The 16,614-nt window shown below is 53.5% G+C and carries 18 protein-coding genes; 3 read left to right on the top strand and 15 right to left on the bottom strand.

Annotated features, from left to right (window positions below):
- Positions 1 to 84 precede the first annotated feature (84 nt).
- The 10 genes from rlmC to Q5705_08120 all read right to left on the bottom strand — a co-directional run bounded on the left by rlmC (position 85) and on the right by Q5705_08120 (position 9,053).
- The gene (rlmC, locus tag Q5705_08165; protein ID WLI78499.1) at positions 85 to 1,212 is read right to left on the bottom strand and encodes a 23S rRNA (uracil(747)-C(5))-methyltransferase RlmC; all 1,128 of its coding nucleotides are present in this window, start codon (positions 1,210 to 1,212) and stop codon (positions 85 to 87) included.
- A 42-nt stretch (positions 1,213 to 1,254) separates the two neighbouring features.
- Positions 1,255 to 1,725 carry a DUF2593 family protein gene (locus tag Q5705_08160; protein WLI78498.1) on the bottom strand — a complete coding sequence of 157 codons (471 nt, stop codon included), beginning with the start codon at positions 1,723 to 1,725 and terminating at the stop codon, positions 1,255 to 1,257.
- A 73-nt stretch (positions 1,726 to 1,798) separates the two neighbouring features.
- Positions 1,799 to 2,644: a putrescine ABC transporter permease PotI gene (gene potI / locus Q5705_08155; protein WLI78497.1), complete on the bottom strand. Its 846-nt coding sequence runs from the start codon at positions 2,642 to 2,644 to the stop codon at positions 1,799 to 1,801.
- Complete coding sequence (potH, locus tag Q5705_08150; protein ID WLI78496.1) at positions 2,641 to 3,594, bottom strand: putrescine ABC transporter permease PotH; 954 nt, start codon at positions 3,592 to 3,594, stop codon at positions 2,641 to 2,643. Before potH ends, potI begins: the two co-directional genes overlap by 4 nt.
- A 9-nt stretch (positions 3,595 to 3,603) precedes the next feature.
- Entirely contained in the window at positions 3,604 to 4,737 is a 1,134-nt protein-coding gene (potG, locus tag Q5705_08145) for a putrescine ABC transporter ATP-binding subunit PotG (GenBank protein ID WLI78993.1), read from the bottom strand.
- A 139-nt stretch (positions 4,738 to 4,876) separates the two neighbouring features.
- Complete coding sequence (potF, locus tag Q5705_08140; protein WLI78495.1) at positions 4,877 to 5,989, bottom strand: spermidine/putrescine ABC transporter substrate-binding protein PotF; 1,113 nt, start codon at positions 5,987 to 5,989, stop codon at positions 4,877 to 4,879.
- A 348-nt stretch (positions 5,990 to 6,337) separates the two neighbouring features.
- Positions 6,338 to 6,817 (bottom strand): YbjN domain-containing protein, encoded by a 480-nt coding sequence (locus tag Q5705_08135; GenBank protein ID WLI78494.1) that lies wholly within the window; start codon positions 6,815 to 6,817, stop codon positions 6,338 to 6,340.
- A gap of 82 nt (positions 6,818 to 6,899) precedes the next feature.
- The gene (rimK, locus tag Q5705_08130) at positions 6,900 to 7,802 is read right to left on the bottom strand and encodes a 30S ribosomal protein S6--L-glutamate ligase (GenBank protein ID WLI78493.1); all 903 of its coding nucleotides are present in this window, start codon (positions 7,800 to 7,802) and stop codon (positions 6,900 to 6,902) included.
- Positions 7,803 to 7,874: 72 nt separating this feature from the next.
- A complete protein-coding gene (nfsA, locus tag Q5705_08125; protein WLI78492.1) occupies positions 7,875 to 8,597 on the bottom strand; it encodes an oxygen-insensitive NADPH nitroreductase in 723 nt (240 codons plus the stop codon).
- 84 nt (positions 8,598 to 8,681) lie between these two features.
- A complete protein-coding gene (locus Q5705_08120) occupies positions 8,682 to 9,053 on the bottom strand; it encodes an inner membrane protein YbjM (GenBank protein ID WLI78491.1) in 372 nt (123 codons plus the stop codon).
- Positions 9,054 to 9,335: 282 nt separating this feature from the next.
- Between Q5705_08120 and Q5705_08115 the strand changes: the two genes are divergently transcribed.
- Positions 9,336 to 11,021, top strand: coding sequence for an aspartate:alanine antiporter (locus Q5705_08115; GenBank protein WLI78490.1), 1,686 nt, complete (start codon positions 9,336 to 9,338; stop codon positions 11,019 to 11,021).
- 449 nt (positions 11,022 to 11,470) lie between these two features.
- Positions 11,471 to 11,797 (top strand): hypothetical protein, encoded by a 327-nt coding sequence (locus tag Q5705_08110; protein WLI78489.1) that lies wholly within the window; start codon positions 11,471 to 11,473, stop codon positions 11,795 to 11,797.
- Between the two features lie 13 nt (positions 11,798 to 11,810).
- Here Q5705_08110 and Q5705_08105 read toward each other — a convergent pair whose 3' ends face one another.
- The 4 genes from Q5705_08105 to Q5705_08090 form a co-directional block, all read right to left on the bottom strand.
- Positions 11,811 to 12,227 carry a DUF4225 domain-containing protein gene (locus tag Q5705_08105; protein ID WLI78488.1) on the bottom strand — a complete coding sequence of 139 codons (417 nt, stop codon included), beginning with the start codon at positions 12,225 to 12,227 and terminating at the stop codon, positions 11,811 to 11,813.
- Between the two features lie 11 nt (positions 12,228 to 12,238).
- Positions 12,239 to 12,625 carry a hypothetical protein gene (locus Q5705_08100; GenBank protein ID WLI78487.1) on the bottom strand — a complete coding sequence of 129 codons (387 nt, stop codon included), beginning with the start codon at positions 12,623 to 12,625 and terminating at the stop codon, positions 12,239 to 12,241.
- A gap of 229 nt (positions 12,626 to 12,854) precedes the next feature.
- On the bottom strand, positions 12,855 to 13,319 hold the full coding sequence (locus tag Q5705_08095) for a hypothetical protein (GenBank protein WLI78486.1): 465 nt from the start codon (positions 13,317 to 13,319) through the stop codon (positions 12,855 to 12,857).
- A gap of 69 nt (positions 13,320 to 13,388) precedes the next feature.
- Positions 13,389 to 13,931: a TetR family transcriptional regulator gene (locus Q5705_08090; protein ID WLI78485.1), complete on the bottom strand. Its 543-nt coding sequence runs from the start codon at positions 13,929 to 13,931 to the stop codon at positions 13,389 to 13,391.
- A gap of 80 nt (positions 13,932 to 14,011) precedes the next feature.
- On the opposite strand from Q5705_08090, the gene Q5705_08085 reads away from it, so the two are divergent.
- The gene (locus Q5705_08085) at positions 14,012 to 15,214 is read left to right on the top strand and encodes an MFS transporter (protein ID WLI78484.1); all 1,203 of its coding nucleotides are present in this window, start codon (positions 14,012 to 14,014) and stop codon (positions 15,212 to 15,214) included.
- A 31-nt stretch (positions 15,215 to 15,245) separates the two neighbouring features.
- On the opposite strand, the gene Q5705_08080 is transcribed toward Q5705_08085, so the two are convergent.
- On the bottom strand, positions 15,246 to 16,478 hold the full coding sequence (locus Q5705_08080) for an MFS transporter (GenBank protein WLI78483.1): 1,233 nt from the start codon (positions 16,476 to 16,478) through the stop codon (positions 15,246 to 15,248).
- Positions 16,479 to 16,614 lie beyond the last annotated feature (136 nt).

Genomic DNA, 16,614 nt, shown 5'->3' with positions numbered 1-16,614 from the left:
TTGCTTAAGCCTGGTACAAAAATTGCCGATGTGGGGGGTAAAAACGAGAATATAGTCGCGCAAAAAGGCGTTTAAGCGGGAGATTTAACGCCTGATAAGCAGCGTCAGCACTTCATAATGCGCAGTATGGGGAAACATATCAAAGAGTTGCACCCGAGCAATGCGATACCCCGGCAACAACGCGAGATCGTTCGCCATCGTTGCGGCATTACAACTTGAGTAGATGATAAAGGGCGGCGCCATGCGGCTCAGGTATTCACACAGCTCGCGCCCGATACCGCGCCGGGGCGGGTTCACCAACACCAGATCCGGCACATCGCCTTGCGCCGTGGCAAAACGGGTGGAATCCAGCGCCTGGAAATGCAGATTATTCAGGCCCAGCGCCTGCGCCGATTGCGTTGCGCAGGCAATGGCTTCCGGCGCGATTTCAATGCCGGTGAGCCGCATTTCGGGCGTTGCGCAGTGCAGGCCAAAACCGCCGACGCCGCAAAAGAGATCCCACATATGGTTTACCGGCAGCGCCCGCACCCAGTCGCGCGCGGTGGCATAAAGCTGGCTGGCAACAGCCGGGTTAGTCTGGAAGAAGCTTTGCGGGCGGATCCACAGCGGCACGCCGTTGAAACGTTCCGCCAGCGCTTGTTGTTCAGTCAGAAAGATCTCCGTCTCCCCTTCCATAATGGCCATATGCACTGGCTGAATATTTACCGAAATAACCTTCAGTTGCGGTAGCTGTGCCTGCAACCACGGCAGGGCCGCACGTAACTGTTCCAGCTTCGTCTCTGAACGCAGCACAAAACGCAGCATCATGCCGCCATCTTGCTGACTTTCGGTTAACAGCAGGTATTTCAGTTCGCCGCGTTTGCGCGCCACGTTATACGGCGTTAAGCCCGCGCGGGCGATAAAGGGTTTTAGCGCGGCGAAAACCGGGGCAAACGCGTCGGGGTAAAGGGGGCAACTGGTGAGATCTTCTGGCGTCCCGTCGCGATGCAGCATCCCCAGCAGCGGTTTTTCGACGCTGCCGCTGACCACCATTTTGGCTTTATTGCGAAACCCCTGCTCCGGGCCGCTGACGGGTGCGCACCACGCTTCAACCGGTAATGCCGCCAGCAAGCCATGAAGATCGTCCATTTTGGCGGAAAGTTGTGTGGATACCGGTTGTTCGATCCATTGACAGGAACGACAGCGACCGGCATCAAAGAGAGCGCACTGCATAATAAAGCCTTTCGATTTGCGGGGGTCGGGATTGTACCACCGTTATTGCAGGCGGAAAAAGCGTCGGCTCGGCGCGGGGACAAACAGCAGAAATAGCACCAGTAAATCCGGCAATTTTTGCATCATCAGCGAACGGAAAATTTCCCGGCGCGAGCCGCCGGCAATGCTGAACAGTTCCGGATAGCCGTAGCCCAGCGAGGCGGCCCATAAATAACCGGTGGCGACAAGTTGCGTAAGCAGGTAAAGCCAGCGCGCCCAACTGCGGCCTTTGATGACCGAAAAGGCGCAGAGAATTTCGATAAACACCAGCAGCAGGCTGCCAAGAAAAATCAGCGTCAGGCTCCAGGTCTGCGCACTGCGATGGACAAAATCCAGCAGGCCGCGCCAACCCAGTAAGTTAAAAATCATCAATACATCAACACAGCGAATGGAAATGATGGCGATAGCCGCCACCTGCACCAGCGCCGGTACGTTCAACGTCGCGTGATGAACGCTTTTCTTGAAGAACCCCAATCCGATGATTTCCCTGTGAAAAATGCCGCGACAAGCGCGGCATCAGTGACACAATTTCCCGATTCTAATGAGTTCAGCCTTGTCTTGCACGCTGGATATCGCGGATACGCTGTTTTTCCGCGCGCGCCATCATATACCAGGCGATAAAACCAACAATTCCGACCACGCCGAGGATAAGCGTTGCCAGGGCGTTGATTTCCGGGTTCACCCCCATGCGCACGCTGGAGAAAACCAGCATCGGCAGCGTGGTCGCACCCGGCCCGGAGACAAAACTGGCGATCACCAGATCATCCAGCGAGAGGGTAAATGCCAGCAGCCAGCCGGAAACAATGGCTGGCATGATCATCGGCAGCGTGATAACGAAAAAGACTTTCAGCGGCGTTGCGCCTAAATCCATCGCCGCTTCTTCGATCGAGCGGTCAAGCTCGCGCAGGCGTGACGAAATCACCACCGCCACATAGGCGGTACAGAAGGTGACGTGCGCCAGCCAGATGGTCAACATGCCGCGATCCGCAGGCCAGCCAATGGCGTGCGCAAGAGCCACAAACAGCAACAGCAGGGACAAACCGGTGATCACATCCGGCATCACCAGCGGCGCGGTTATCATAAATGCAAAGCCGTTGGAGCCACGAAAGCGGCCAAAACGCACCATCACCACCGCCGCAATGGTGCCAAGGATGACCGCCATCGTCGCCGCGCAGGCGGCAATCGTCAGGCTTAAGCCCACCGCGCTCATCATCGCATCATCGTGAAACAGCTCGCTGTACCAGCGCGTCGACCAGCCCGCCCACACCGTCACCAGCTTTGAACTGTTGAAGGAGTAAATCACCAGCATCAGCATCGGCGCGTAGAGGAATGTAAAGCCAATCACGAGGATCAGAATGCGCCAGGGAGAACGCACAACCGGTAAATTGTTCATGTCTTCTCCCCCGTCTGTTTCTGCTGATGTTTGTGGAACCACATGATCGGCACAATCAGCAACAGCAGCATGATAACGGCAACCGCCGAGGCGACCGGCCAGTCGCGGTTATTAAAGAACTCCTGCCACAGCACGCGGCCAATCATGATGCTATCTGGTCCGCCGAGCAGTTCCGGGATAACAAACTCGCCCACCGCCGGGATAAACACCAGCATCGAACCGGCGATAATCCCACCTTTGGTCAGCGGCACAATCACGCTGAAGAAGGTTTTCAGCGGACGTGCGCCAAGATCCAGCGAGGCTTCAACCAGCGAATAATCAATGCGCGTCAGCGCGGTGTAAATCGGCAGCACCATAAATGGCAGATAGGCATAAACAATGCCGATATAGACTGCAAGATTGGTATGCAAAATGGTCAACGGCTGATCGATAACCCCCAACCACAGCAGGACGTTATTCAGCACGCCGTTGTTTTTTAAAATCCCCATCCATGCATAAACGCGGATCAGAAACGAGGTCCACGACGGCAAAATCACCAGCAGCAGCAGGATATTACGCGTTGATGATTTGCTGTGAGCCACCGCCCAGGCCAGCGGATAGCCGAGCAGCAGGCAGCAAAGGGTCGAAATACCCGCCACCTGCAAGGACTGGAGATAAGCTTCAAAATAGAGCGGATCGTCCGTCAGTTGCAGGAAATTACCGAGGTTTAACGTGACGGTGAGCTGGCTGTCGGCCCACTCAATCAGATCGGTATAGGGTGGGATCTGGCGCGCCATCTCAGCGAGGCTGATTTTGAAGACGATCAAAAACGGCAGCAGGAACAGCAGGATCAGCCAAATGTAGGGCAGCGCAATAACCAGTTTGCGCCCGTGGCGCATCTGAAGGCGCGCCAGCCATAATGTCAAACCGCCCGGTTTTTCAACGCGGGCCGGGGGCTCCAGTGTACTCATCACCGCTCCTTAAACCGTCAGAACCACACAACTATCGCCGTCCCAACAGAGACGAACTTCATCGCCCCAGGTTGGCGCGCCTTTACGGTAGCGATGCGCGTTCTGCAACTGGGCGCTGATCATCTGCCCGCTTTGCAAACGCACGTGATAAATCGACAGATCGCCGAGATAGGCAATATGCACCACTTCGCCGACGGCAAAGTTGTAGCCATCAACAGGCGGCTCGTCGCAAAGCATGATTTTCTCCGGGCGCAGCGCAACGTACACCGGCACGTTATCCACCACCGAGGCATCCGGGTCAACTTTCAGCGGGTGAACCAGCCCCGGCGAGTCAATCACCAGACCATCGTCCTGGCGCTCTTTCAGCAGCCCTTCGAAGACATTCACGGAACCGATAAATTCGGCGCTGTATCGAGTGGTCGGGTGCTCGTAAATCTCTTCCGGCTCGCCAATCTGCACGAACTTGCCGCGATTCATGATCGCGATACGTCCGGCCATGGTCATCGCCTCTTCCTGATCGTGGGTCACCATCACGCAGGTGACGCCGACGCGCTCAAGAATATCGACCACTTCTAATTGCATGCGGTCGCGCAGTTTTTTATCCAGCGCGCCCATCGGCTCATCAAGCAGTAGCAGTTTCGGGCGCTTCGCCAGGCTGCGTGCCAGCGCCACGCGCTGACGCTGACCACCGGAAAGCTGATGCGGCTTACGTTTGGCGAACTCGCTCATGTGCACAAGACTCAGCATTTCGGCAACGCGGCTGGTAATTTCCGCTTTTGGCAGCTTGTCCTGTTTCAGGCCAAACGCGATGTTCTGCTCCACCGTCATATGTGGGAAGAGCGCGTAAGACTGGAACATCATATTGATGGGACGCAGATAGGGCGGCACGTGCGCCAGATCGACGCCATCGAGCATAATTTGCCCCTGAGTGGGCAGCTCGAAACCTGCCAGCATGCGCAGGAGCGTGGATTTGCCGCAGCCGGACGCGCCGAGCAGGGCAAAAATTTCGCCTTTGTAAATAGTCAGGCTGACATCATCAACGGCATGCTGGCCGTCAAAAGATTTGGTCAGGTTACGGATTTCCAGCAACGGCGTCAGATCCTTGCGGCTCTTCGCCTGCGGGCGGGGAATAGCGTCATTCACTCCAGTGCTCTCCGGCATAAACATCACCCTGTTTCAACAGGTTGTCGTACAAATGACAGGACAGAGGCGCAGTACCTCTGTCCATGTTGGGGCGACCGCACCGTTTCGGTGCAGCACATTTACCGTTCAGATGTTTGATTTATTTGCCACTTTTAACTTTTGTCCATGCGCGGGTTCTGACGCGATCGATCTTCGGATCCTGAACTTTAAGCGTAAACAGCTTGGCAAAGACATCGGCTGGCGGGTAGATACCCGGGTTTTCGCGCACTTCAGCGCTGACCAGCGGTTGCGACGCTTTGTTACCGTTAGCGTAGTACACATAGTCGCTGATGTGGGCAATAACATCCGGGCGCATCATATAATTAAGGAATTGATAAGCTTCGTCTTTGTTTTTTGCATCGGCAGGCATCGCAAAGACATCAAAGAACGCCAGCGCGCCCTCTTTCGGAATGGTGTAAGAGATATTCACCCCATTCTTCGCTTCTTTCGCGCGGTTTGCCGCCTGCCAGACATCACCTGCCCAGCCAATCGCGACGCAAATATCGCCGTTTGCCAGATCGTTGATGTACTGAGAAGAGTGGAAATAACGGATATTCGGACGTAGCTTCAGCAATAGTTCTGTTGCCGGGCCGGTGTAATCATCCGCTTTGTTGCTGTTGGGATCTTTGCCAAGGTAGTTCAGCACGGTGGCGAAGATCTCTTCTGGCGCATCGAGGAAGGAAACGCCACAGCTTTTCAGTTTTGCCAGGTTTTCGGGTTTCAGCACCAGATCCCAACTGTCCAGCGGCACATCTTTGCCGAGCGCCGCTTTCACTTTATCGACGTTGTAGCCAATGCCGGTGGTAGCCCACAGGTACGGGAAGGCGTATTTGTTATCCGGGTCGTGCTTAGCGACCATTTTCAGCACTTCCGGATCGAGGTTTTTCCAGTTCGGCAGCTTGCTCTTATCCAGCGGCTGGAACACCCCTGCCGCGAGCTGGCGCTCAAGGAAACTGGCTGACGGCACGACCAGATCGAAACCGGTGCTGCCCGCCATCAATTTACCTTCCAGCACTTCGTTGGAGTCAAACACGTCGTAAACGACTTTGATGCCGGTTTCCTTTTCAAAATTTGCAACGGTGTCCGGCGCAATATAATCAGACCAGTTGTAAACATGCAGCGTCTTTTGTTCGGCGGCGAGCGTGCTGGCAGAGACAGCCATTAACGCACCCGCAACAAGACCCGATACCCATTTTTTGTTCAAGGCAGTCATTTCTCATTCCTTCTGGAAAGCTCGTTAACATACGAACTAAGTGTACGCATCATAGGATATGCAAGAATCATGCATATTTTGTCACTCTGCACAGCACTTGAGGAGAAAGCTCTTTGGGCAGACGCCGCATGCTGTTTTAAGCACGGCAAGAATAACTGTAGCCAGGGTTTCAGGCTATAGGGCAGATTAAAAAACGCCTTTTATCAATTTTTATGCAGAAAGTGTCGATGGGAAAAGCCGTATCGCACGAAATGACGGTGAATAATTCTTTAAAGAAAGGTTAATAGCAGTATAAAAACATTTGTTATGCAGCCGCTATGGTAGCGACTGCGCTAATGGCAGTGGGAATCAGTGAAGAAAATTGTGCGACTCTTCGCCAGGCATCATATCTTCTTCCCCGGCAGTGAACAGCAACTGATGTGCGCTGGCCTCCATAATGACCATCGAAATCTGCTCTTCGCTCTGGCGCATAAACCAGGCAAATTGCTCGAAAGCAACGCCTGCCGCAACGCTTAAGGACTGGCAAACCACCAGCTTCGGCAGATTATCATCCTGAATATCGAGAAACGCTTTTACGGTTAATGAGCTGGCATTGATGGCGGAAAGATCGCCTGCCAGCGCCAGCAGCGCAGAAGGTTTAACTTCCGCCATGGCGGTAAAGAGCAAAATATCATTAACCAGGTCGATTTTTGCATCGAACACGCCATCAAAATTTTGCATATGCGGCAGATGCAGCGCCTGGCAGTTATCGCATTCAAAAAAATTGATGCCCAGTTCATCGAGCCAGTGACGAAGCGTATCCAGACCAGGAACGACCAGCGAATCCATAAAACAACTCTCTTAGGGAAAAATTGCCCCTAGCTTACGCAAAAAGCCAGGGGCGTACCATGCGTAACGCAGGAAAATAGACTTAGCCGCCGGTTTTCAGGCAAAAACCTGGCGTCGCGTGGCGTTCGATCCACTGGATCATGCGCCCGGCAATATCCAGCCCGGTGGCTTTTTCTATTCCTTCAAGACCTGGCGAGGCATTAACTTCCATCACCAGCGGCCCGCGTTTGGCACGCAAAATATCGACGCCTGCCACGTCCAGCCCCAGCGTTTGTGCGGCGGCCAGCGCCATTTCGCGCTCGCGCGGGGTAATGGTGGCAAGGGTTGCCTGCCCGCCCCGGTGCAGGTTGGAGCGAAAATCTCCCGCTTTCGCCCGCCGCTCAATGGCCGCAACCACCTCGTTGCCCACCACCAGGCAGCGAATATCGCACCCTTTCGCTTCGGCGATAAATTCCTGCACCAGAATGTGCGCATTGAGGCCGCGAAAAGCGTCGATCACGCTCTCTGCCGCCTGGCGGGTTTCTGCCAATACCACGCCGATGCCCTGCGTGCCTTCGACCAGTTTCACCACCAGCGGCGCGCCGCCCACCATGTCGATCAGATCGCTGGTGTCATCGGGCGAGTGGGCAATGCCGGTAATGGGCAGGTCGATCCCCTGGCGTGCCAGCAACTGCAACGAACGCAGCTTGTCTCTGGCGCGGGTAATGGCGACCGATTCATTGAGCGGATAACTGCCGAGAATTTCAAACTGGCGCAGCGCAGCGGTGCCATAAAAAGTGATAGCCGAACCGATACGCGGGATCACCGCGTCAAAATGGGGAAGCTGGCGGCCTTTGTAATGAATCGACGACGCCGCCGGGCTGATATTCATGTAACAGGAGAGAGGATCGAGGATTTCGATTTGGTGCCCGCGCTGCATCGCAGCTTCGCGCAGGCGTTTACAGGAATAGAGCGTTCCATCCCGGGATAATATGGCTATTTTCACCCTGCACCTCTCGCAGAAGACCAGTCGAAGCCTGCGTATGATACACGCAGCGTTGGGCAGGATGAACGGGAATTAGCGCGTCGCCCAGCCCTGTTTATGCAAGTAATCGAGAATAAACGGACGATTCTCTTTAATAATGGTGCGACGAATATGATCGCTCCACGTATCGCGGCGGGTATTGCTGTCACGCGTCAGATAATAGTGGGCTAACTCATCGTCGTACTGCGCCAGTAGATCGCGATCCAGGGGTTGATAGTGATTTTCATGCACCATCAGTTTCGCCGGCATGCGTGGTTTCTGATCCGGTATATCCGCAGGCCAGCCAAGGCACAGACCAAATAGCGGCAACACGTGTTTCGGCACGTTAAGCAGTTCCCCCACCGCTTCAATGTTGTTACGAATACCGCCGATGTAAACGCCACCCAGCCCGAGCGATTCCGCCGCCGTAAAAGCGTTCTGCGCCATCAACGCGGTATCGACCACGCCGAGCAGCAGTTGCTCAGCAAGGCCTGGCTGCGCCTCCGGGCAAATTTCAAAGTTACGATGAAAGTCGGCGCAGAATACCCAAAATTCTGCCGCCTGTGCCACGTGCTTTTGCCCGCCGGTCAGCGTCACCAGTTGCTCGCGTATTGCGCGATCGGTGATGCGGATAATGGAACTGCACTGCAAAAAGCTGGAGCTCGATGTTGCCTGAGCGCTGGCGATAATGGCGTCGCGCTGCGCCCCGGTAACAGGCTTGTCGGTAAAATGGCGAATGGAACGATGGGCGCACAGCAATTCAATAGTGGGTGTCATGTTGAATAATCCCCCGGATAAACAAGACCTCCAGTATAGGCTACGCGACGGCGAGCGCAGTAGGCGGAATTTGCACAACGTATTTCAGAGCCGCTTACGTGGCTTAAAGAGTTTGTGCACAAAATAGCAGCCCAGACCGCCCATTCCGCACCAGAAAACGGCGCTAAACAGCCAGGCCACTTCCTGCCAGAATGATCGCACTGGCGTTAAAAGTAAGTGAATTAACAGGTAGCAGACTGGTGCGGCCAGGACGGCTCCAACCAACGGTACAATGGCCCGGCGGCGGCGGGCAACTAAGCCTGCGACAATACCGGGCACCATGAAAAACAGTAAACCGACCGCCGGATCGCCAGGCGCAGGCAATACGCCCTTCATATTGATGACCAGAGAGAGGCACACAGCGATAAAAAGTAAAGAGCAACAAATAACGCCGACCCAACTTCGCCTATTCTTCAAACAATCCTCCTGACTTTTTCTCTTTTCGCTGTTTATACCGTTCAAAAGAATGTCGGACAGATAAAACGTTGCGGCAATCCTTGCCAGAAAAAGCACCCACGCGAATACGCGATTCTCACTAGCCGTTGTTATCTATTGCGATTAAACTAACAGCTTGTTTTTGTTTTGTGAGGAGTGTCTGGTGTTGCACTGCTTTTTTTCATACGCCAGCGCATAGACAAAACACTAGCTTAAATCACCATTTCTATCAACAGCTTACAAGTAAACAAGAAGTTAGCCTCCGTGAATATAAACGTCGCAGATTTGTTAAATGGGAATTACATACTGTTATTGTTTGTCGTTCTGACACTCGGGCTTTGTCTCGGTAAATTACGTTTGGGTTCAGTACAACTTGGTAATTCCATTGGCGTTTTGGTCGTTTCTTTATTATTAGGTCAGCAACATTTCAGCATAAACACAGATGCGTTAAACCTCGGCTTTATGCTGTTTATTTTCTGCGTTGGTGTTGAGGCTGGGCCGAATTTTTTCTCTATTTTTTTTCGCGACGGCAAGAATTATCTGATGCTGGCGTTGGTATTAGTCGGTAGCGCGCTGTTGATTGCTTTAGGGCTTGGCAAATTGTTTGGCTGGGATATCGGCCTGACGGCCGGGATGCTGGCAGGGTCGATGACCTCAACCCCGGTGCTGGTGGGCGCGGGCGATACGCTACGCCATACCGGCATGGAGAGCAGCCAGCTTTCAAGCGCGCTGGATAATCTCAGCCTCGGCTATGCGTTAACTTATCTGATTGGTCTGGTTAGCCTGATTTTCGGCGCGCGCTATTTACCCAAGCTGCAACATCAGGATTTGCAGACCAGCGCCCAGCAGATCGCCCGCGAGCGCGGTCTGGATACGGATGCCCATCGTAAAGTTTATTTGCCGGTGATCCGCGCCTATCGCGTCGGGCCGGAACTGGTGGCGTGGGCGGACGGCAAGAACCTGCGCGAACTGGGCATTTATCGCCAGACCGGTTGTTATATCGAACGTATTCGCCGCAACGGTATTCTCGCCAACCCGGACGGAGATGCTGTGCTGCAAATGGGCGATGAAATTTCACTGGTCGGCTACCCGGATGCGCACGCACGTCTCGATCCCAGTTTCCGTAACGGCAAAGAGGTGTTCGACCGCGATCTGCTGGATATGCGCATCGTTACCGAAGAAGTGGTGGTAAAGAACCATAACGTCGTTGGTCGCCGTCTGGCGCAGTTAAAGCTGACCGATCATGGTTGCTTCCTTAACCGCGTGATCCGCAGCCAGATTGAAATGCCGATTGATGACAATATCGTGCTGAACAAAGGCGATGTGTTGCAGGTCAGCGGTGATGCACGCCGGGTGAAAACCATCGCCGACCGTATCGGCTTTATCTCGATTCACAGCCAGGTGACCGATCTCCTCGCTTTCTGCGCCTTCTTTATTGTCGGCCTGATGATCGGCATGATCACTTTCCAGTTCAGCACGTTCAGCTTTGGCATCGGTAACGCCGCCGGTCTGCTGTTCGCCGGGATTATGCTCGGCTTCCTGCGCGCCAACCATCCAACCTTCGGCTATATCCCCCAGGGCGCGCTGATGATGGTGAAAGAGTTCGGTCTGATGGTGTTTATGGCCGGTGTCGGCTTAAGCGCCGGGAGCGGGATTGGCAACGGGCTTGGCGCAGTGGGCGGACAGATGCTGATCGCCGGTCTTATTGTCAGCCTTGTGCCGGTGCTGATCTGCTTCCTGTTTGGGGCATATGTGTTAAAGATGAACCGCGCCCTGCTGTTCGGCGCGATGATGGGTGCCCGCACCTGCGCTCCGGCAATGGAGATTATCAGCGATACCGCGCGCAGCAATATTCCGGCGCTGGGCTATGCCGGAACCTATGCGATTGCCAACGTGCTGCTGACGTTAGCAGGGACATTGATCATTATTATCTGGCCTGGTCTCGGATAAGTCTGAAGCTGAAAAATATTTCGGTTATGCGCAGAACTTTTTTCTGGGGTGTCAGTCATAACTAGTGCCACTGCTTTTCTTTGATGTCCCCATTTTGTGGAGCCCATCAACCCCGCCGATTAGGTTCAAGGTTGATGGGTTTTTTGTTGCCTGAAATTTATGGCTCTAATAAATAGCCATTTAGAGAAGCCGTTCAAGATACGTGGTGGCAGCGCTTCAAGCGTGGCGCGTGATGTTAATCCCGAGCCATAAAGCAATCTCTCTGGATTGAGAGGGTATGCTTATGTTCTGGCTGTTATGCGCGCGGCGCACGTGGCGGGCTTTGTCTGCCCACTGGCACAATGGAGAGACTGGTGGTTTCAGTGATTGGTGAATCTGTTCTTGGTCTTCTATAGCTGTTATTGTTTTCTATAATTCAGACAGGAGTATTCAAAGTTCAGGAGTGAAGGGTGATAGACGCACAACAGGAAACGAAACTTCGGTCATACGGGTTTACTGATAAAAATATCGCTAATTTACGTGCAATACTTGAGGAACCACAGCGTAAAGATCGCACTCTGCATTCGCTTTTAGTTGAGCTAAAAAGACGTTTCTATACGTCCTGGCTCATTGTCATTGGTTTACTGCTTTTTACCACCTATGCCACTGTTACAAGAGATTACGGTAATGGATTGATTTATTTCGCCATAATTATCGTTTTAAGTCTTTTTATATTGGGAATGGCACCTCTGTCTGTTTCATGGAAGGCTGTGAAATATTTACGCAAGGAGGGATAACCCTCCTTTTCGCCTACCGAGCAAATTGTTTCTCATTGGTATTATATGTTTTGCCCATTGTATAAAGTTTTTGGCCGGATTTGCCCACTTCAATTGCCAGCGCCGGACGAGTCATAGTTGACACTTTGCGATAAAAGTCATTGGATAACCAATCATACAGCCGCCAGCTTTCAGGTTTAAGCATCGGACGGAATATGCCATATACAGATGTGACCAGATTCATACCCTGATATGCCAACATGCCTGTTTTACGCTCAAATCCCAGAAACTCTGCCGCCCCCATATACGCATCCTGAGCAATATTTATCGGATTCGCCGCTCCACTTAGCTTATCCACATTTTCCAGCAGATTACTGGTTCCATGAAAGATCAGCGTTGCTCCAGCAATGACTCCCAGGACATTCCCTGTAGTAGCGGATCCAATTGCCATGGATGCACCACCTACAATCTGCAGTGCGCCAACGCCCCCCCTACTGCGCCAATCACATAACCAACAATTTTCCCATTTTCTTCATAAAGTTTTACGGCGGCAGCCAGATAAGCCTCACCGGTGCGCAACATTCTGTCCTGAATCTTAAGGTTATCGCGTTCGGCTTTTAAATTAGTTATGCACACTTTGCACAGGTCATCATTCTTAGCCTGACGGATACCGTTAAGCTGCGCACTCATGAATTCTTTGATTTCATCAAGGAACCTGATACGGGTCAGCCCATCTTTAAAGTGTGCGCTGGCAACCTGCGTTGCTACGTTCCACAGAGAGTTTGCTTCTATCTGCGCCATGGCAGAATAGTAATTAGTAGACCTGTTCTGGTTCAGATATATATCCATTTTTTCTTATCCATTCCGGTTTCATACCTGATATAACGCTGCAACTAACTTAATCATATTATGGTTACATTGTGAACTTTTGCCGCATCCTCGACATGTGTCTTCGTTGGTATATGCGGCTAACCTGGTATAAGGGAGAATGGCCTACACCGCCGGTACAGCAGGCCAACTGATATCCGGGGAGTTTCCAGCAACTCATCATCTTAAGCTAGCGGTACGTCCATCCCCATCAAAACGGCAATTTAAACCATATCGCCCACAGCACATAAACGCCGCCCATCATAACGAACAGCCGATAACCCCAGACAATGCCAGACTCCCGACGCAGGTAAAATTTCAGTGGGTTACGATGCAGGTTGGCGGCATTATAAGTTTTATGGAAATGCGTCATTTTTGGCGCCCCTTTGCTGACCAGCGCAATAAAAAAGCTCGTTAACATCATCATCACTAACGCCATATAGCTTTTAAGAAACAATCCGATATACGTACGTAACCATGGGGCAGAGTCTTTATGCAGCACAACGATGCCGTGCTTTTTCAGCGCGATAGCCGTAATGCTCAGCGATAAATGCACCACAATCAACATGCCAAAATATTTCGCGTTGGTACGGAAGGTCTTTTTCAGGGTGACGCAAAAAATCCAGGCGAAAAACGCCGCAGAGGACACTAACCACATCGCTGTATTGACTACCATTCCTTGCCTGCTTGATCGTTAAGAAATTGTAATGCCTTTATTTTTACATTGATAACGCCACACTCGCCATCAACACCCTGCAATTCTTCCCACCATCAAGCGGATCTCTGCACGCTTTAGCGGTTCGCGGTCAATCACAAAGTGCAGCGTCATCCCTTCGATAAAGGCATCTAATGCGCGCGCCGTCACCGGATCAAACCAGCGCTCAAGCGTCGCCTGGCTGGTTTGCATCCAGTTTTGCATTACACTTTTTAACGTCGCCTGGCGGCTCATAAAGGCATAAAGCTGATACATCAGTTCCATATTGCGCGCGGTGGTAACTTGTGCACTGTGAATCAGCCCGGTGATCGCTTCGCACGCCTGTTCAGGGCTGCCGACATCATCGAAAAATGTCTGATACTGCAACGACATCTGCTGCGTAAAGCGGCTAAACGCCTCTTCAAGCAGCGCGTCGATGCCGGAAAAGTAATAGGTCATCGAGCCGAGCGGCACATCCGCACAATTGGCGATTTTGCGGTGCGTTACCGCATGAATGCCGTGTTCAGCAATCATTTCGAGCGTTGCTTCAAGAATGCGATCGCGCCGCTGGGGGTCGTTTGGACGTCGGGCCATAAATCCTCTCACTGATTTATGTACAAATGTACACTTACTTGCTACTGTTTTCTCATCTTTTCATTGGTTGATGTGAAGTTATGACCGCTAACGCCCCCCGAAAAGCCCTGCGATACCGTTTATGGGCATTGTTTACCTTCTTCTTTATACCCGGCTTATTAATGGCGTCATGGGCCACGCGCACCCCGGCCATCCGCGATATTTTATCTGTCTCCACGGCCGAAATGGGTGCGGTGCTGTTCGGCCTGTCGGTCGGTTCGATGAGCGGCATTCTCTCTTCGGGATGGCTGGTTAAACGCTTTGGCGCGCGCAAAGTGATTCGCGCCAGCATGTCTTTCTCTGTCATCGGAATGGTGATGTTAAGTATCGCGCTGTGGTTTGCTTCACCGCTGCTGTTTGCCCTTGGGCTGGCCTGCTTTGGCGGCAGCCTGGGCGCGGGCGAAGTGGCAATGAATATTGAAGGCGCGATCGTCGAGCAGGAGATGAACAAAACCGTGCTGCCGATGATGCATGGCTTTTACAGTTTTGGCACGTTAGTCGGGGCCGGGATCGGCATGTCGTTAACCGCCTTCGGCGTCGCCGCAAACGTGCATATTTTGCTGGCCGGTCTGGTGGCGATTGTGCCGATTATGCTGGCCATTGCGGCAATCCCGGAGGGCACCGGCAAAAACAGTGGCGAAGAGAATGCGCACGGCAAAAAAGGCATGCCGTTCTGGCGCGATACGCAACTGCTGTTGATCGGCGTAGTGGTGCTGGCGATGGCGTTTGCCGAAGGTTCCGCCAACGACTGGCTGCCGCTGTTGATGGTGGACGGCCACGGCTTTAGCCCGACGTCCGGGTCGCTGATTTATACCGGCTTTACGCTCGGCATGACGGTGGGACGGTTTTGTGGCGGCTGGTTTATTGACCGTTACAGCCGCGTGGCGGTAGTGCGCGCCAGTGCATTAATGGGCGCGCTGGGCATTGGCCTGATTATCTTTGTCGACAGCGCCTGGGTGGCGGGCGTGTCGGTGATTTTGTGGGGGCTTGGCGCCTCGCTCGGTTTCCCGCTGACTATTTCCGCCGCCAGCGATACCGGCCCGGATACGGCGACCCGCGTCAGCGTGGTGGCCACGACGGGCTATCTGGCATTCCTCGTTGGCCCGCCGCTTCTCGGTTTCCTCGGTGAGCACTACGGCCTGCGCAGCGCAATGCTGGTGGTGTTAAGCCTGGTGCTGGTAGCCGCGCTGGTGGCCCGCGCCGTCGCCAGACCGGCTCCAGAAGCCCAGGCCGGGATGAGCTAATATTCGCGCGGCGGCCTGCACGGCTGCCGCCTTATCCCTCAAGAGAATTTCCCACGCGTTTATCGCGCAGGAACACCACCATCAGCCCCAGCCACACTACGCCGTTAAGCAAATTGAACACGCTGAATAAGCCGTTGCCGCCGAGCAACCAGGCGTGTTTGCTGATCTCAATGCCGACGGTAAAGATAAACATCTGCAACATGCCCATCGCCGCCGACACCGTGCCTTTACTCACCTCGCTGGCAAACAGCGTCAGGCGCACCAGCCCGGCATTCGCCAGACCAATACCAAACGCGTAAAGGCTCAGCCCGGCCGTCATCCACAAATACGCATGGGACGATGCAAGCGTAGCGACGGCTGCCAGCAACAAACCCGCCACAATCGGCCAGCCGCCCAAAATAATAAGTGACCGTACAGTGCGGCGCGCGGTCAGACGTGCCAGCACCAGGTTACCGGCGATCAACGCGCCGAAAATCGGTACCTGCAACAGCCCATATTCATAGCTGCTGAGCTGCTCGCCGCTGATGATAATAATCGGCGACTGGGCAATCCACGCCAGCAGCGGCAGGCAGACAAAACCAATCGCCAGCGATCCGGCGACGAAACGCAGGTTTTTCATCACTTCGGCGTAATCGCGCCACAAAGCTTTAAATGAGAGCTTCTCACCCAACCGGGTAGCGGTTTCCGGCATTGCACGCTGTAGCCCGAAGAAAGAGACCGCCGCCAGCAGCGCGAACAGCACAAACATCCCCTGCCACGGCGCGGCATGTACCCACGCTGCGCCGACTAACGGGCCAAGCAGCGGTGCTATCAGCGCCACGTTCGCCATTAGCGCGGTTATCTTAATGCATACCGCTTCTTCAAAAGACTCCTGAATCGCCGCATACCCCACCGCGCCAATAAAACAGAGGCTGATGCCCTGCAAAAAGCGCAGCAGCGTAAATTGTTCGATATTTTGTGCCAGCAGCGTTGCGAGGCAGGTGACGATAAACCACACCACGCCGGTAAGCATCACCGGGCGGCGGCCAATACGATCCGAGAGCGGCCCCAGTAGCCACTGTAAAAACATGCCGCCCGCCAGGTAAGCGGTCATTGAAGTTGGTACCCACTCAATCCCCGCGTTGTACTGCTCCACTACCGTCAACATGCCGGGTTGAATCATATCGTTGCCGATATAGGTGGAGAATTCGTAGAGCACCAGGCAGAGGGGAAACAACAGCGCCCGTCGTCCCAGACGTTGGCCGGAAAGGGTATGGTTTTGCATGCAATCTCTTCATCTATGAAAAATCGCGCAGAGTGTAATCAAAGCCACCCGGCGGCGGTAGTGAATTATCAATTAAAAACAGATACAGCACTTTTTTACCCGTTTAAGGTTCGCTTAAGCGTCGTGGCGTAACGTG

This window comes from Kosakonia sp. H02, from assembly GCA_030704225.1.
Lineage (GTDB): Bacteria > Pseudomonadota > Gammaproteobacteria > Enterobacterales > Enterobacteriaceae > Kosakonia.
The sequence above is the reverse complement of the archived record's forward strand: the minus strand, read 5'-3'. Positions and strand labels throughout refer to the sequence as shown.

Coding starts and splice junctions, on each gene's coding strand:
- Q5705_08080 (WLI78483.1), bottom strand. CDS start 16,478: ATGCAAAACCATACCCTTTCCGGCCAACGTCTGGGACGACGGGCGCTG.
- Q5705_08095 (WLI78486.1), bottom strand. CDS start 13,319: ATGGTAGTCAATACAGCGATGTGGTTAGTGTCCTCTGCGGCGTTTTTC.
- Q5705_08090 (WLI78485.1), bottom strand. CDS start 13,931: ATGGCCCGACGTCCAAACGACCCCCAGCGGCGCGATCGCATTCTTGAA.
- rlmC (WLI78499.1), bottom strand. CDS start 1,212: ATGCAGTGCGCTCTCTTTGATGCCGGTCGCTGTCGTTCCTGTCAATGG.
- potI (WLI78497.1), bottom strand. CDS start 2,644: ATGAACAATTTACCGGTTGTGCGTTCTCCCTGGCGCATTCTGATCCTC.
- potF (WLI78495.1), bottom strand. CDS start 5,989: ATGACTGCCTTGAACAAAAAATGGGTATCGGGTCTTGTTGCGGGTGCG.
- nfsA (WLI78492.1), bottom strand. CDS start 8,597: ATGACACCCACTATTGAATTGCTGTGCGCCCATCGTTCCATTCGCCAT.
- potH (WLI78496.1), bottom strand. CDS start 3,594: ATGAGTACACTGGAGCCCCCGGCCCGCGTTGAAAAACCGGGCGGTTTG.
- Q5705_08085 (WLI78484.1), top strand. CDS start 14,012: ATGACCGCTAACGCCCCCCGAAAAGCCCTGCGATACCGTTTATGGGCA.
- Q5705_08135 (WLI78494.1), bottom strand. CDS start 6,817: ATGGATTCGCTGGTCGTTCCTGGTCTGGATACGCTTCGTCACTGGCTC.
- Q5705_08100 (WLI78487.1), bottom strand. CDS start 12,625: ATGGATATATATCTGAACCAGAACAGGTCTACTAATTACTATTCTGCC.
- Q5705_08105 (WLI78488.1), bottom strand. CDS start 12,227: ATGGCAATTGGATCCGCTACTACAGGGAATGTCCTGGGAGTCATTGCT.